The sequence below is a fragment of the Methylomonas rapida genome (genome assembly GCF_024360925.2).
Classification (GTDB): domain Bacteria; phylum Pseudomonadota; class Gammaproteobacteria; order Methylococcales; family Methylomonadaceae; genus Methylomonas; species Methylomonas rapida.
Genome location: NZ_CP113517.1, coordinates 4,403,352 through 4,416,643, shown reverse-complemented (window position 1 = coordinate 4,416,643; position 13,292 = coordinate 4,403,352). Strand labels below are relative to the sequence as shown.

At 51.4% G+C, this 13,292-nt stretch carries 16 protein-coding genes; 7 read left to right on the top strand and 9 right to left on the bottom strand.

Annotation, left to right across the window (positions count from 1 at the left end):
- Nucleotides 1-34: 34 nt before the first annotated feature.
- From NM686_RS20905 to NM686_RS20895, 3 genes are all read right to left on the bottom strand, one after another.
- Nucleotides 35-421 carry a hypothetical protein gene (locus tag NM686_RS20905; RefSeq protein ID WP_255189739.1) on the bottom strand — a complete coding sequence of 129 codons (387 nt, stop codon included), beginning with the start codon at nt 419-421 and terminating at the stop codon, nt 35-37.
- A 157-nt stretch (nt 422-578) separates the two neighbouring features.
- A complete protein-coding gene (locus NM686_RS20900) occupies nt 579-1,415 on the bottom strand; it encodes an SDR family oxidoreductase (RefSeq protein ID WP_255189738.1) in 837 nt (278 codons plus the stop codon).
- Nucleotides 1,412-1,999, bottom strand: a complete 588-nt coding sequence (locus tag NM686_RS20895; protein WP_255189737.1) for a DUF4124 domain-containing protein — start codon at nt 1,997-1,999, stop codon at nt 1,412-1,414. The genes NM686_RS20900 and NM686_RS20895 overlap by 4 nt, the downstream gene beginning before the upstream one ends.
- Nucleotides 2,000-2,246: 247 nt before the next feature.
- On the opposite strand from NM686_RS20895, the gene ileS reads away from it, so the two are divergent.
- Both ileS and lspA read left to right on the top strand, forming a co-directional pair.
- Nucleotides 2,247-5,078, top strand: a complete 2,832-nt coding sequence (gene ileS, locus NM686_RS20890) for an isoleucine--tRNA ligase (RefSeq protein WP_255189736.1) — start codon at nt 2,247-2,249, stop codon at nt 5,076-5,078.
- Nucleotides 5,071-5,550: a signal peptidase II gene (gene lspA / locus NM686_RS20885; protein ID WP_255189735.1), complete on the top strand. Its 480-nt coding sequence runs from the start codon at nt 5,071-5,073 to the stop codon at nt 5,548-5,550. Before ileS ends, lspA begins: the two co-directional genes overlap by 8 nt.
- A gap of 100 nt (nt 5,551-5,650) precedes the next feature.
- On the opposite strand, the gene sodB is transcribed toward lspA, so the two are convergent.
- Nucleotides 5,651-6,232 (bottom strand): superoxide dismutase [Fe], encoded by a 582-nt coding sequence (gene sodB / locus NM686_RS20880; protein WP_255189734.1) that lies wholly within the window; start codon nt 6,230-6,232, stop codon nt 5,651-5,653.
- Between the two features lie 118 nt (nt 6,233-6,350).
- On the opposite strand from sodB, the gene NM686_RS20875 reads away from it, so the two are divergent.
- Nucleotides 6,351-6,824: a CYTH domain-containing protein gene (locus tag NM686_RS20875; RefSeq protein WP_255189733.1), complete on the top strand. Its 474-nt coding sequence runs from the start codon at nt 6,351-6,353 to the stop codon at nt 6,822-6,824.
- Nucleotides 6,825-6,917: 93 nt separating this feature from the next.
- Nucleotides 6,918-7,574: a tetratricopeptide repeat protein gene (locus NM686_RS20870; RefSeq protein WP_255189732.1), complete on the top strand. Its 657-nt coding sequence runs from the start codon at nt 6,918-6,920 to the stop codon at nt 7,572-7,574.
- 20 nt (nt 7,575-7,594) lie between these two features.
- Here the strand turns inward: NM686_RS20870 and mepA are convergent, their stop codons facing one another.
- On the bottom strand, nt 7,595-8,455 hold the full coding sequence (gene mepA, locus NM686_RS20865) for a penicillin-insensitive murein endopeptidase (RefSeq protein ID WP_255189731.1): 861 nt from the start codon (nt 8,453-8,455) through the stop codon (nt 7,595-7,597).
- Between the two features lie 484 nt (nt 8,456-8,939).
- On the opposite strand from mepA, the gene mtgA reads away from it, so the two are divergent.
- Nucleotides 8,940-9,677 carry a monofunctional biosynthetic peptidoglycan transglycosylase gene (gene mtgA / locus NM686_RS20860; RefSeq protein WP_255189730.1) on the top strand — a complete coding sequence of 246 codons (738 nt, stop codon included), beginning with the start codon at nt 8,940-8,942 and terminating at the stop codon, nt 9,675-9,677.
- Between the two features lie 73 nt (nt 9,678-9,750).
- On the opposite strand, the gene yjgA is transcribed toward mtgA, so the two are convergent.
- The 3 genes from yjgA to NM686_RS20845 all read right to left on the bottom strand — a co-directional run bounded on the left by yjgA (nt 9,751) and on the right by NM686_RS20845 (nt 11,140).
- Complete coding sequence (gene yjgA, locus NM686_RS20855; RefSeq protein ID WP_255189729.1) at nt 9,751-10,344, bottom strand: ribosome biogenesis factor YjgA; 594 nt, start codon at nt 10,342-10,344, stop codon at nt 9,751-9,753.
- 1 nt (nt 10,345) lies between these two features.
- The gene (locus tag NM686_RS20850) at nt 10,346-10,525 is read right to left on the bottom strand and encodes a hypothetical protein (RefSeq protein ID WP_255189728.1); all 180 of its coding nucleotides are present in this window, start codon (nt 10,523-10,525) and stop codon (nt 10,346-10,348) included.
- A gap of 432 nt (nt 10,526-10,957) precedes the next feature.
- Nucleotides 10,958-11,140 carry a hypothetical protein gene (locus NM686_RS20845; RefSeq protein WP_255189726.1) on the bottom strand — a complete coding sequence of 61 codons (183 nt, stop codon included), beginning with the start codon at nt 11,138-11,140 and terminating at the stop codon, nt 10,958-10,960.
- Nucleotides 11,141-11,314: 174 nt separating this feature from the next.
- On the opposite strand from NM686_RS20845, the gene NM686_RS20840 reads away from it, so the two are divergent.
- Nucleotides 11,315-11,536 carry a helix-turn-helix domain-containing protein gene (locus tag NM686_RS20840; protein ID WP_255189725.1) on the top strand — a complete coding sequence of 74 codons (222 nt, stop codon included), beginning with the start codon at nt 11,315-11,317 and terminating at the stop codon, nt 11,534-11,536.
- A 22-nt stretch (nt 11,537-11,558) separates the two neighbouring features.
- Entirely contained in the window at nt 11,559-12,050 is a 492-nt protein-coding gene (locus NM686_RS20835; RefSeq protein ID WP_255189724.1) for an META domain-containing protein, read from the top strand.
- A gap of 341 nt (nt 12,051-12,391) precedes the next feature.
- Here NM686_RS20835 and NM686_RS20830 read toward each other — a convergent pair whose 3' ends face one another.
- A complete protein-coding gene (locus NM686_RS20830; protein WP_255189723.1) occupies nt 12,392-12,892 on the bottom strand; it encodes a trypco2 family protein in 501 nt (166 codons plus the stop codon).
- Nucleotides 12,893-13,292: the final 400 nt, after the last annotated feature.

The window sequence follows — 13,292 nt, the reverse complement described above, 5'->3', positions numbered from 1 at the left end:
CTGTAAGCTCCCTTTTCTGTTTTTGGCCAGAGATTTACAGCAAGCCTTTCAGGGTCGCAAGGATTTCTTTGGCTGCATTGATGTGGGCTTTGGTCTCTTCCATGTTGCCCGCTTTAGCTGATTTGATGCCTTCTTTCAAATGAGCTTTGGCTTTTGAATTTGCTCTGTCGACTTTGTCGTTGGCATTCAATTCTTTGCTGAAATCGGTGGCTTTTTTGATCAAAGTCGCAACTTCTTCGCCTGAAGCGCCGTTATTGATAGCGGCTTCCGCAGCAGCTACGCGCTCAGAAATCCCATTGATGGCGTCGACAGGGGCATAGGTAATTCTACCTGGATCGGATTCTGCAACCGCTGCGGTTGAGAATGCGCCCATGGCAACGGTCAGTGAGCAAGCGATAACAGCACTTTTTAAAATTTTCATGTATGGAAACCTCGCAGTTGTTTTTATAAGGAACACATGACCCTTAATACTTAAGCGTGCCACATGTCACTGGTCATAATAACATGTTTCCCATGGTTTCATAGCATGTTTGTGGTTCAATTCGGCTGTTTTTATGCCGAACATTCAAGATTGAGATTCAAGCCACGCTGGCCAAAATCCTGTCCAGCCAGGTCGTTGGCAACAGGCGTTTCAGCCCGGCAAACAAATATGTCGGAACGGTAACCCGATAGCGCGCCTTAGGACGTTTCGATTCGAGCGCATGTATCACTTTTTCAGCCACCGCCGTTGCCGGCAACGTGAAGGGCGCGGCCGGCCCCGGTTTTTGCAATCGTGTTTCCATGGCCTGATAAGTCGCCTTATGGCAACTGCGGTTGGGATCGATGTACTTTTGATACATTGCGAATGCGTTGGCGCGAAAACGGCTTTCGATGGGGCCGGGTTCTATCAAGACGATGTGGAGACCGGAGCCGCGCAATTCCAGGCGCAAGGTGTCCGCCAGGCCTTCCAGCGCAAACTTGCTGGCGTTATAGGCGCCGCGGAACTTCATCGCGACGAATCCCAGCACCGAACTGTTATAGAGTATGCGGCCATGGCCTTGCCGGCGCATCAGCGGAATCAGTAGATTGGTCAATTCATGCGTGCCGAAGAAATTGGTTTCGAATTGGTTTCTAAGTGCTTCGCGACTCAAATCTTCCACCGCGCCGGGCTGACCAAAGGCGCCGTTATTGAACAAGGCATCGATTTTGCCATCGGTCATTTCGCTCAGCTGTTTTACGGCGTGCTGGATGCTGGCGGAGTCGGCCAAGTCCAGCTGTAAACACTCGAAGCCTTCGGCGATCAAGCGCTCGACGTCGGTTTGCTTGCGGGCCGAGCAAATGACACGATGGCCTCGATCTTTCAATAATTGGGCGGTGACATAGCCGATGCCGGACGAGCAGCCGGTGATGAAAACGGTTTGAGGATTTGTATTCATTCTGTCAATTCGGATTCGTTAAAATAATAGCTGGCGCCAGAGCTGCAATTGATCAGGAATATCAGTTGTTCCTGGGTGCTTTTGGCGTTCAATTCATCGGCTTCCACACGTTGGCATTTTCCGCTTGCCAACGCCTTTTGCGCCGCGAGGCGGCGGAATCTCTCTATTTCAGGCAATCGCTCCTCGAACGGTTTTACCGAGTTCGGCAATTTATCAGGGTCGTAGGGCGGAATCGCATAGGCGGAAAATTGGTTGGGGTTTTGCTTGATCATGGCCTGAGTCAGTTCGTGTTCCTGTATGGCCGCGTGCTTGCGCTGGGCTATGGCATCGAGTCGGACGTGTTCTTCCGCCTGTTTCTGTGCCTCAAACTGCTTTTTTTGTTCGTTTTCCAAGGTTTTTCGGCTTTCTATTTCGGTTAAATCGACTCTACTGCCTGTCTTGGTATTGATTTGCACGGCTTTGCTTTCGTCTGTGCAGGGGGACGATTGGTAATGAGTGTTGCCCGTGGCATCCGTGCATTTATAAACACCGGCCCAGCTAGCCACGGGAAAGCTTAGACAGATCAGAAGAATTGGGCTTTTCATGATAATTCCGTAACTTGAATGCGATGAAATACAGTTGTCCAATCTGGATTGATTGTAAATGGGTTTTTGCGCCACAAGCCGGCCAAAGCTTTAGGTTTATAGGCTGAAGCAGTTGGTGATAGAATCCGGCTTTTAGTCTCGGAATTTAGAATCGTACGGCTATGCGAAGCAACTCTTACGGATTGGTTGCTCGGCTTTAGTCGACCTACTCTCACTTACGATTGCATGCAGCGCTCACGATACCATCATGACCACGGATTATAAAACTACCCTCAACCTTCCCAAAACCGAGTTTGCGATGAAAGCCAATCTGGCTCAGCGCGAACCCGAGATGCTGAAAAAGTGGAACGAAAACCGGCTGTATCAAAAAATCCGCGAACATTGCGCCGGACGGCCAAAATTTGTGCTGCACGATGGGCCCCCTTATGCCAACGGCGCGATTCATATCGGTCACGCTGTCAACAAGGTATTGAAGGACATCATCATCAAATCCAAAACCTTGGCCGGTTTCGATGCGCCCTATGTGCCGGGCTGGGATTGCCATGGTTTGCCGATCGAATTGATGGTGGAAAAAAATGTCGGCAAGGCCGGGGTCAAAGTCAGTCCGGCGGAATTTCGTAAAGAATGCCGCGCCTACGCCAAAAAACAAGTCAACATTCAAAAAGAGGAATTCATCCGTCTGGGCGTGCTGGGCGATTGGGATAATCCGTATTTGACGATGGATTTTGCCTTCGAGGCCGACATCGTCCGATCGCTGGGCAAAATCGCCGCCAAAGGCCATCTCAGCAAGGGTGCGAAGCCGGTGCATTGGTGTACCGATTGCGGTTCCGCGTTGGCCGAGGCGGAAGTCGAATACGAAGACAAGCATTCGCCGGCCATCGATGTGCGCTTTCAAGTCGTCGATGAGCATGCCTTCATGGCTCGCTGCCACCATGCGCCGGAGCACGAGGGGCAAGGCCCGCTCTCGGTGGTCATCTGGACCACTACGCCGTGGACCTTGCCGGCCAATCAGGCCGTGGCGTTGAATCCCGAGCTGGAATACGCCGTGGTGCAATGCGAAATCGACGGCCAGGCCGAACGCCTGGTGTTGGCCGAAGCCTTGTTGAAGGATGCCGTGGTGCGTTACGGCATCGGAGAGCATCATGTTTTGGGCTATTGCAAGGGCAGCGCGCTGGAAGGCCAAATGCTGCAACATCCTTTCTACGACCGGCAAGTGCCTGTCATCCTGGGGGAACACGTCACCACCGATGCCGGTACCGGCGCGGTGCATACCGCTCCCGGCCATGGCCAGGAAGATTATGTGGTCGGCATGAAATACAACCTGCCGGTGGATAATCCGGTCGGCAGCAACGGCGTGTTTCTGCCGAATACCGAATTGTTCGCCGGCCTGCATGTGTTCAGTGCCAATGACAAGGTGCTGGAAGTGCTGCGCGAGCGCGGCAAGCTGGTTCATCATCATGCCTTGTTGCACAGTTATCCGCATTGCTGGCGGCATAAAACCCCGATCATCTTCCGTGCCACCCCGCAATGGTTCATTGCGATGGAGAAAAACGGCTTGCGCGATACCGCGTTGAACGAGGTCAAGCGCGTCGACTGGGTGCCGGATTGGGGGCAGGCGCGTATCGAAGCCATGATAGTCAACCGTCCCGATTGGTGTATCTCCCGTCAACGCACCTGGGGTGTACCGATTGCATTCTTTGTGCATAAGGAAACCGGTGAATTGCATCCCAGAACGCCCGAGTTGATCGAGCAGGTGGCCAAACGCATCGAGCAGCAGGGCATCGACGCCTGGTTCGAACTGGATGCGGCCGAACTGATTGGTGCCGACGCGGAGCATTACGAAAAAGTCAGTGATACCTTGGATGTCTGGTTCGATTCCGGGGTAACGCATGGCGCGGTACTCGAGCGCCGCGAACAACTGCGCTTCCCGGCAGATTTGTATCTGGAAGGCTCGGATCAGCATCGCGGCTGGTTCCAATCTTCGCTTCTGGCGTCAGTGGCGATGAACGACGTTGCGCCTTACAAGGAAGTGTTGACACACGGCTTCACCGTCGATGCCGAGGGCAAAAAAATGTCCAAATCCAAAGGCAACGTGGTGTTGCCGCAAACGGTGATGAAATCACTGGGTGCGGACGTGTTACGTTTGTGGGTGGCTGGCAGCGATTATCGCTACGAAATGTCGGTATCCGACGAAATCTTGAAACGCACTTCCGACGCTTATCGTCGTGTACGTAATACCGCGCGTTTCCTGCTATCAAATTTGCATGGGTTCGAGCCGGCACGACATGCGGTCGATAAAGCCGATTTACTGGCTCTGGATCGCTGGGTGGTCGACAAGGCCTGGCAATTGCAGGAAGAGATCAAGGCCGCATACAGCGATTATCAATTCCAGGTCATTTACCAAAAAGTACTGAATTTCTGCAGCATCGATTTGGGCGGCTTTTACCTGGACATCATCAAGGACAGGCAATACACCGCCAAGGAAGATTGTCTGGCGCGGCGGTCGGCGCAAACCGCGATGCATCACGTCATCGAATCCATGGTGCGCTGGCTGGCGCCCATCATCAGTTATACCGCCGATGAAATCTGGCAAGCCATTCCGGGGCAGCGCAGCGAATCGGTATTTTTGGAAACCTGGTACGAGGGCTTGTTTCCATTGGATGCCGATGCCGCCATCAACGGAAAAACCTGGGAAAAAGTCATGGCCGTGCGCACGGTCGTCAGCAAGGAGTTGGAGCAATTGCGCAGCCAGGGCGCGATTGGCGCCTCCCTGAATGCCGAAGTCGAGTTGTATTGCGGCGAAAGTTATGCGGCCGAGCTCAACAAACTAGCCAGCGAACTGCATTTCGTCTTCATTACCTCCAATGCCGGCGTGGCCGACATGCAATTCTGCCCGGACGATGCGGTTGCCACCGAACTGGAAGGCGTCAAATTGAAGGTGCTGGTATCCGAGCACAAAAAATGCGTGCGTTGCTGGCATCAACGTTACGACGTCGGCGAGCATGCCGAGCATCCGGAATTGTGCGGGCGCTGCGTGGAAAACGTGGCCGGCAGCGGCGAGACCCGGCATTATGCTTAAGTGGTTGTGGTTATCCTTGCTGGTGCTGATTCTGGATCAGGCCAGCAAGCTGGCAATCGATGCCACGATGCAGCTTTATGACTCGATTCCGCTGCTGCCGTATTTCAATCTGACCTATGCCCACAATACCGGCGCCGCGTTTAGCTTTCTGGCCAAGGCCGGCGGTTGGCAGCGTTGGTTGTTTGCCGGTCTGGCGTTGGTCATGAGTGGCATCATCGGTGTTTGGCTGGCCCGATTGCAGAAGCACGAAACCTTGTTGGCGGTTGCGTTGTCGCTGGTATTGGGCGGTGCCATCGGCAATCTGATCGACCGGGTGGCCTATGGTTATGTGATCGATTTCCTCGATGTCTACTATAAAGACTGGCATTGGCCCGCATTCAATATCGCCGATTCGGCGATTTGTATCGGTGTGGGCTTGATGGTGTTGGAAAGTTTTGGTGTGGGTCGCAAGGAAGCTGACGTGTTGCAGTAAATTCTAGCTGAAAGCTGGCTTGCACATGTGTTTGCGGCAAGCATCAAAAAGGCCGGCATGATTTTTATCATGCCGGCCTTTTTTGCTGGGGCTTAGCTAATTAAGCCTCGTAATTGGCGCTGGCGAAATCCCAGTTGACCAAGGCCCAGAAAGCTTCCAGATATTTAGGGCGCAGATTGCGGAAATCGATGTAATACGCGTGTTCCCAAACGTCACAAGTCAAAATCGGGGTTTGACCTGCGGTCAGTGGGCAGCCGGCGTTGCTGGTGCTGACCAGTTCCAGTGTGCCATTGGGATTTTTTACCAGCCAGGCCCAGCCTGAGCCGAAAGTGGTGACCGCGCATTTGGTGAATTCTTCCTTGAATTTGTCGAAGGAACCGAACGTTCTGTCGATGGCGTTGGCCAGGCCGCCGGTTGGCGCGCCGCCGCCGTTTGGAGACAGGCAGTTCCAGTAGAAGGTGTGGTTCCAGACTTGCGCCGCATTGTTGAAAATACCGCCGGAGGATTTTTTGACGATGTCTTCCAGGGACAGGCCTTCAAATTCGGTGCCGGGAACCAGATTGTTCAGGTTGGTGACATAGGTTTGATGGTGTTTGCCGTAGTGGTACTCGATGGTTTCGGCGGAAATATGCGGTGCCAGTGCGTCTTTTGCGTACGGTAATGCAGGTAATTCGAAAGTCATCTTATTTCTCCAGAGTGAATGAACAGCAACTTTAGCGCGCAGGCTCTCGCCATTGCCCTAATAACCAAGCATTATAATAAAGAATTATTGCAAATCACTATTTTCTGGAGAAAATCCAATGGCTTTGGAAGTTGAACATAAGTTTTTGCTGGCAAACGACAACTGGCGCGACGAAATCGAGCATTCCGTGCATTACAAACAGGGGTATCTCAGCAGTAGTCCGTTGAGTTCTATTCGGGTGCGCATTTCGGATAGTCACGCCTGGCTGAACATCAAAAGCGCTACCATCGGCACGCATAGGCAGGAATTCGAGTACGAAATCCCGCTGAGCGACGCCCATGCGATTCTGGATGAGTTGTGTCATAAACCGTTGGTTGAAAAAATGCGTCACTTCGTTCATCACGCGGGTCATGTCTGGGAGATCGACGAGTTCATGGGAGACAACGCCGGTTTGATCGTGGCTGAGGTCGAGTTGTCGCAAATTGGTGAATCCTTTGCAAAACCGGACTGGATTGGCGAAGAAGTTACACACGATTTGCGCTACTACAACAATAATTTGACTAAAAGCCCCTACAAAGATTGGAATAAATAACAATAATTTAACGCACATCTTGAAAACCGAATGACAATGGACTATATTTTCTGTATGAATAGAGCCACTGTTGTTGTTTTTTTGTTACTTTTCATGTCGCCACTGAGGGCTTCCGAGCTGGATACGTCCATTTCCAGCATCGAAAGCGCGTGGGCCGAGGCTTATTATCAACCGGACGAGTCGCGACAAAAGCAAACCTACCCTGCCTTATTGAGGCAGGCGGCGGATTTGGTTGCGCGCCATCCCAATGCGGCGGAACCCAAAATTTGGCAAGCCACGATCATGGCCACCAATGCGGCATTTGAATCCTCGCTGACCGCGCTTTCTACACTGGAAAAAGCGAAAAAATTGCTGGAAGACGCGATTAAAATCAATCCAAAAGCCCTGGATGGGGCCGCTTACGTGACGCTGGGCACGCTTTATTACATGGTGCCGGGTTGGCCGGTGTCGTTTGGGGATGACGAAGTGGCGGAGCGGCTTTTAAAGACCAGCTTGAAAATCAATCCCAACGGCATTGACGCGAATTATTTTTATGCGGACTTTTTGCTGCGGCAGGGTCGCGAGGCCGAGGCCGAAGCCTTTTTTCAAAAAGCCTTGCAGGCGCCGGTGCGGAAACAGCAGGTCTTTGCCGATACCCAGTTGCAAAATGAGGCCAAATTGGCGTTGGCCAATACGCAACAGCGCAAGTCCAACGCCGGTAAGAATAAATTTCAGGCATTGTTTACCACGGCATCGGCCAGTCCAGACTGACCCATGCGCGGCTAATCTCGTCACTGCTGCATGACTTGTTCGCACAAGGCAGGCAGCTTTGGCGGAGGCGCCGGCTTGGCGGGCTTGGGCGCGGCGGCATCCGGTGTAAACCACCAATCCAGGCTGGCATCGCAACCATCTCCACCCGGTAACGGCTCTTGAGCGGCGCAATAGGGATTGTCATCGGGGCACTTCAGGCGCACATGAAAATGATCGTCATGTTTCCACCAAGGGCGAATTTTTCTCAGCCATAGGCGGGAATGGCCCACATCGTTTCTGCATAATTCCCGTTTGATGTGGGGATTGACAAAAATACGCTCCACTTCCGGCTGGCTTGCGGCAATCTGGAGGATTTTTGCGTGCGCAAGAGTCCATTGCCGATAATCCACGCCGCCGGAATGCGCATCCAGCATCGACGCTGCAGCCCAGGTCTCACGTTCGTTTTCCGTCAGCATCTGATTATCGGCATGTTTTGACAGCATGAACCAGATATCGACATCCAGTCCGGTCTGGTGGCTGCGGTGTCCGCTTGGGGTTGGGCCGCCGCGCGGTTGTCCCAGGTCGCCGATCAATAGTGTGCCAAGCTGCTGGTCGGCGCTTGTTTGGCCGAGCCGCTCGATGAATTGAACGAGCGACGGGTGACCAAAATAGCGGTTGCGCGAAACGCGCATGACCTGATAACCCTTGCCGAACAGAGGCAGGGCCATGGCGCCGCCGATGCAGCCATTGGTATAGTTGCCTATGCTTTGAGCGACCTGGCTGTTTGTCGGCGTGGTAAATGCCGCCCAAACTTTCGCGGTTTCGCCGGCAAATCCGTTGGCGCAGGCGAAGAGCGATAAGACGAAGAAGGCGGGAGTGACGATGTTGCGCGATGAAGACATTTTGCGACCGTTGATTCGTGGAGGGCATTCGTTGCCGGGATCATACAGCGCAAGCTTGGCGAAAGAAAAGCGGAATCGTCGAGAATGGCTTGGAAGCAAATAGACTGGAAGATGTTCTGATTACGCGGCATGCGCATGAGCAAGCCGGCATGGCCGCTCGAGTGGGTCGTCCTTGCCCGGATAAACACAAATTCCCTATGCGAATATCCGGGTTATTCCTTGGCATCTATATTTTCCATGTTCACGGGGGAGAGAACTTAAAATCCCTGACACCTGCAATACTATAAGCGAAACTCGTGCCAACTTGTTTAATGGCTGATTCATCTGGATTTACAGGACAAAATGCCAGGTCCCTGGTAAATAATCTGTGTTATTTGCCTCATGAGTAGCGTGATTTGACGTGTTAGGTAGAACAGGACTGCAATTTACCCATGAACTGTTGAATCAGGGATAATGGGTCCATATTTTCAACTCCTTTACTGCATTGAGTCGCTCTCGTCCTTCCCGCTATCGGCAATCACCGGCAAATTTTGGAAATTCGCTTTCGTTTTCAAAACGTATCAAGCAATTTCTGGCTTATGCCGCGTTGGCATTGGTCGCCGGTTCCGTGATGCTGGTCGGCGTGTTGCGTTTTTTACCGGCGCCGACATCTGCCTTCATGCTGCATCAGCATATTGACGATTTGGTTGCGGGCAATGGTTATATGGAGATAGATCAGCGTTGGATGAACCGAAACCATATTTCCAAACATGCCTTTATGGCCGTGATCGCGGCCGAGGATCAGCGTTTCTATCAGCATCACGGTTTTGATTTCGATGCGATTTACAAGGCGTACAAGCACAATTCGCATGGCGGCAAAATGCGCGGCGCCAGCACGATAAGTCAACAGGTGGCGAAAAACTTGTTTTTGAGTCCGGCGAGAAATTTTGGCCGTAAGGCTTTGGAAGTTTGGTTTACGTTCTTGATTGAAACGCTGTGGAGCAAGGCGAGAATTTTGGAGATGTATCTGAATATTGCCGAATTCGGTGACCATTTATACGGCATCGAAGCCGCCAGCCGGCATTATTTCGGCATTTCCGCCCAGCGACTTTCCGCCAGCCAGGCTGCGTTGCTCGCGGCTACCTTACCGAATCCGAAGATTTTGAAAGCCGACCGTCCTTCGGCGTATTTACTGCGCCGCCAAAGCTGGATTTTGCGGCAAATGCATAATTTGGCTTTTTAAACGGATTGCCATCCGCCCCGGCATTTGCTTTTGGGCAAATTCGGGGCAAATGCCTGATCTGGATGAGGCCTGATTATTGCTCTTCGTCGCTATCCATTTCCTCGTCTGCATAAGTGGCCTCATGGCCTGCTTGAGCTGTAATCACGTCTTTTAGATATTTGTATAACAGGCGGGCCGACTTGGGCGGTTTGCCCTCCTTGGTTTCTTTCTGGGCATTTCGCTGCAGTTGGCGCAAGTGCTGGCTGTCCGCATCGGGATATTCGCCGATCAATAGCGTTAACTGCTGATTGCCGGTATCCGAGAGCAATCGATCACGCCAACGCTCGGCCTGGTGATGCTCCCTGACGGCGTGAGCGCTTTTATTTTTCATTCTGGCCAGTTTTTCTTGCACGGCCTCGGTGTCCAGCGCTCTCAGTTGGGCGGTGATGAATTTCAATAAACGCTTGCGTGCGGCGTTTTTTCCCATTTTGCCCGCATCCAACAACGCGGATACAATCTTCTCGGGCAATTCGAATTCCGCGATTTGCGCGGGGGCCAGCTCGGAAATTTCCTCGGCCATTGCGAAAATTGCCGCAATTTCTTTTTTTATCTGCGTTTTATTCGGACGTATCGCGTAATACTCGGCTTCCTCGTCCTCGTCTTCTGGAAAATATTCTTCTTCGATCATTTCAAACCATTGCTATTAGAAAAAGCACGAATATTACAACCATGCCGATAGGCACGATCAAGCTCGGCCAGTCGGCGGTAGCTTGTTTGCTTCGCGTCATCGCGGCCTTTATGCCGGGCTGCATCCAGAAGAGCAATAAAATGGCCAGGGCGCCAAGAACGATGCTTTCCACGGTCGACATGAAGCCTCCTTTTTTAAGCGGTGGATGGTGGGCAGTGGCATAAAGTGCAAGCTTGCCGGCATTCTAGCAAACCTTGACGAGATAACGCGCTTTACCTTGGTGGCATATATTGCAAACGGATAAAAACGGGATCAATCGCAAATTCTGTGGATAACTCTGTGGGTAAGCTGGTTAAAGTTGTTGAGCATCTTTGTCGATTCCACTGCGCCGATCAGGATTTAGAGTGCCTTTATTAAAAATCATGCTATATAAAACAATCATATAATTGTTTTTGTGACATGTATTTTCTTCGGTGTCTGCGGCGTTTTTGCACTGATGGTCACGGTTGAGCGCATTGTGCATAAGCTGTAAGCCGGCGGGAAAATCAATACCAAAAATGCGTGGGTTTGATCGCTATTTTTGAGCGGTCGCGGTTTTAAGGAGTCAATGCCATTAGGTCAAGCTGTTCGTGGCGAGCCGGTCCTCGGCTTTTCGCGATTTCCCTTCCCGCAAGGTTTGCACAACATCTTCCATCGCCTGACGTCGATGGTCATAGGGAATTTGTTTCACCAAGCAGGTAATCAATTCCGATAACTCTTCTGTAAACGCGACTAACGAGACAATCGTTTCTTTCATCTCTGTTGGCTTGAGTTGTGTCGTAAAACTACCATTATGACGGGATCTTTAGGGCTGCGGCATCCCCCCGTATTTCCTCTTGGTAATCAAGTAAACCTGTAACAGAGTCGCTTCGGCGGCTATTCCCTTGGTTATGAATAAATTCATATAATGCCGACGGTTTTCATTATGCCCATGAATCTGATGCATGTCGGCAATATCTTGAAGGAAAGACGCCTAGAACTTGGCTTTACTCAACAAGAGCTTGAGGAGCGTTCCGGCGTGACCCAATCCATGATCAGCAAATTGGAGAATGGGACGGCGCATAACATTTCGGTCGAAGCCTTGCGAAAGCTGGCCAAAGCCTTGAATTGCAGCGTAACCGACTTGCTCCCTGAAGAGGACAAACGGCCATAGCTTTTTTAACCGGAGAATTTAGATGACGCCATATCGCCCGAGGTACAAACAAGCTCTGGTCTTTGCCTGCCTACCCGTGTTTTCCCTGTTTGGTTGCGCAGCTAATAACGATGCCGCCCATGTGGCGACACCTCCCATGCAAGCAGAAGCCAGTAAACCCGATGCGAGTCTGGTCAACACGTATTGGAAACTCCTGGAAATGAATGGCAAGCCCGCAGCACTGGACGCCGGGGGGAAAGAGATCAGCCTGATTACAGGCGGCGGGGAAAACCATGTCCATGGCTTTTCCGGCTGTAATCGGTTTTCGGGGGGATACAAACGGAACAATGATCGTTTGGAATTCAGAAATTTGGCAACGACCAGGATGGCGTGCGCCGAGACTATGGAGCTAGAAAGCACTTTTCTTGATGCACTGAATAAAGTCCGGCGATATTCAATACAAGGCGAGAGACTGACTTTATACGACGAGCAAAATCAATCGATATTGCTGTTTGAGGCGGTTTATCTCAAATAACGCCAAAACCGGTGACACCAAGACCTGACTGTTGCAACCTACAATTATCCCCGACAAACCAACTTTTTCTGGACTGGTTATTTTTCGTCATAGGTATCAGTAGCGACTTGACTGACAAAGACCGACCCGTTGCTGCCAGTCGCGATTCTCCGAACCGGCCAGTCATACTAATCCAGAATCGGCGAACTGGAGGTCTATAAAGCAGCCATTGTTGGCATCACCCAACGACCGCAATATATGGGCTAAGTAGCGAGGTCAGGCGCTTACAATCCAGATGATCAATTACTGGTTATCCGATGTTGATGTGGTGGTATCGCCCCACCGCCATGACCTCGATTTCCTCACCGAGTTCTAAATGAAAGGTCGATTTTATGATATGTTCCTGTTGATTTCCCCCCTCCCACGATGACCTGTAGCTTCCCCCCTCGGGACACACCAACATCGACTGAAATGCTGAAGGTGTCAAGCTGGAAATCCTTTGCAACACGCTGCTTAATATCAACAGCCGCAGCAGCAAGGTCTACAATTGCATCGGCCAATTCCTCGGCCTCCGCTTTTCCAAGATCAGCAGCTGCGGGGCTTGGGATAAGCGACAGTATGAGTTGATGTGTCTTTGTTGACTCATGGCTTCCTCCAACCTCAATTGGCACAAAGTAGACGAATTTACCTCCCGCTTTGGCTTCGGTTTTACTTTCGACTTTTAGACACAAATCGACTTTCGTAAGAGTGATTTTCAAATCTCCACGCGTTCGAGCCTTCACAATCCCAAGTGCCGTTCGAAATGAATCCACCACATCCGTCAGTGCTATGCTAGTTGCTGTTTCTTCCATCTTGTCGATCATGCTCTTACTCCTAATATAACTTAAGGTAAACTTCCTACACGTTGGCTATTATCGTCAGCACATTGAGCAGCCATGATTGCATTTGGTCGCGTCCGTAGTCTACCAGCAACGAAATCGTCACGCAGTCTATCCCAGTCATTGGCTAAGGCTGTTGCAACCTTGCTGGCGGAGTCCCCTGCAACATAGGCCATGACAGACGTGTTAACGACAGCGCTAAAATCTCGATGGTTCGTAGTCTCAAACTGAAATCGTTGTGAATATCCGACATACTCGCCAGAACATATCGTTACGAAACTTTGACCTAATTGGGTCAGGGAATGACAGCACCCCGCATAAACCTGTCGTCCATCAAGGACGCTCACATTATTAGTGTCGATCAATGGACGTTCTGCTACACCAC

Excerpts from the sequence above, each read along its gene's own strand:
- NM686_RS20905 (WP_255189739.1), bottom strand. The coding sequence starts at position 421 with ATGAAAATTTTAAAAAGTGCTGTTATCGCTTGCTCACTGACCGTTGCC.
- NM686_RS20900 (WP_255189738.1), bottom strand. The coding sequence starts at position 1,415 with ATGAATACAAATCCTCAAACCGTTTTCATCACCGGCTGCTCGTCCGGC.
- NM686_RS20895 (WP_255189737.1), bottom strand. The coding sequence starts at position 1,999 with ATGAAAAGCCCAATTCTTCTGATCTGTCTAAGCTTTCCCGTGGCTAGC.
- ileS (WP_255189736.1), top strand. The coding sequence starts at position 2,247 with ATGACCACGGATTATAAAACTACCCTCAACCTTCCCAAAACCGAGTTT.
- lspA (WP_255189735.1), top strand. The coding sequence starts at position 5,071 with ATGCTTAAGTGGTTGTGGTTATCCTTGCTGGTGCTGATTCTGGATCAG.
- sodB (WP_255189734.1), bottom strand. The coding sequence starts at position 6,232 with ATGACTTTCGAATTACCTGCATTACCGTACGCAAAAGACGCACTGGCA.
- NM686_RS20875 (WP_255189733.1), top strand. The coding sequence starts at position 6,351 with ATGGCTTTGGAAGTTGAACATAAGTTTTTGCTGGCAAACGACAACTGG.
- NM686_RS20870 (WP_255189732.1), top strand. The coding sequence starts at position 6,918 with ATGTCGCCACTGAGGGCTTCCGAGCTGGATACGTCCATTTCCAGCATC.
- mepA (WP_255189731.1), bottom strand. The coding sequence starts at position 8,455 with ATGTCTTCATCGCGCAACATCGTCACTCCCGCCTTCTTCGTCTTATCG.
- yjgA (WP_255189729.1), bottom strand. The coding sequence starts at position 10,344 with ATGATCGAAGAAGAATATTTTCCAGAAGACGAGGACGAGGAAGCCGAG.
- NM686_RS20850 (WP_255189728.1), bottom strand. The coding sequence starts at position 10,525 with ATGTCGACCGTGGAAAGCATCGTTCTTGGCGCCCTGGCCATTTTATTG.
- NM686_RS20845 (WP_255189726.1), bottom strand. The coding sequence starts at position 11,140 with ATGAAAGAAACGATTGTCTCGTTAGTCGCGTTTACAGAAGAGTTATCG.
- NM686_RS20840 (WP_255189725.1), top strand. The coding sequence starts at position 11,315 with ATGAATCTGATGCATGTCGGCAATATCTTGAAGGAAAGACGCCTAGAA.
- NM686_RS20835 (WP_255189724.1), top strand. The coding sequence starts at position 11,559 with ATGACGCCATATCGCCCGAGGTACAAACAAGCTCTGGTCTTTGCCTGC.
- NM686_RS20830 (WP_255189723.1), bottom strand. The coding sequence starts at position 12,892 with ATGATCGACAAGATGGAAGAAACAGCAACTAGCATAGCACTGACGGAT.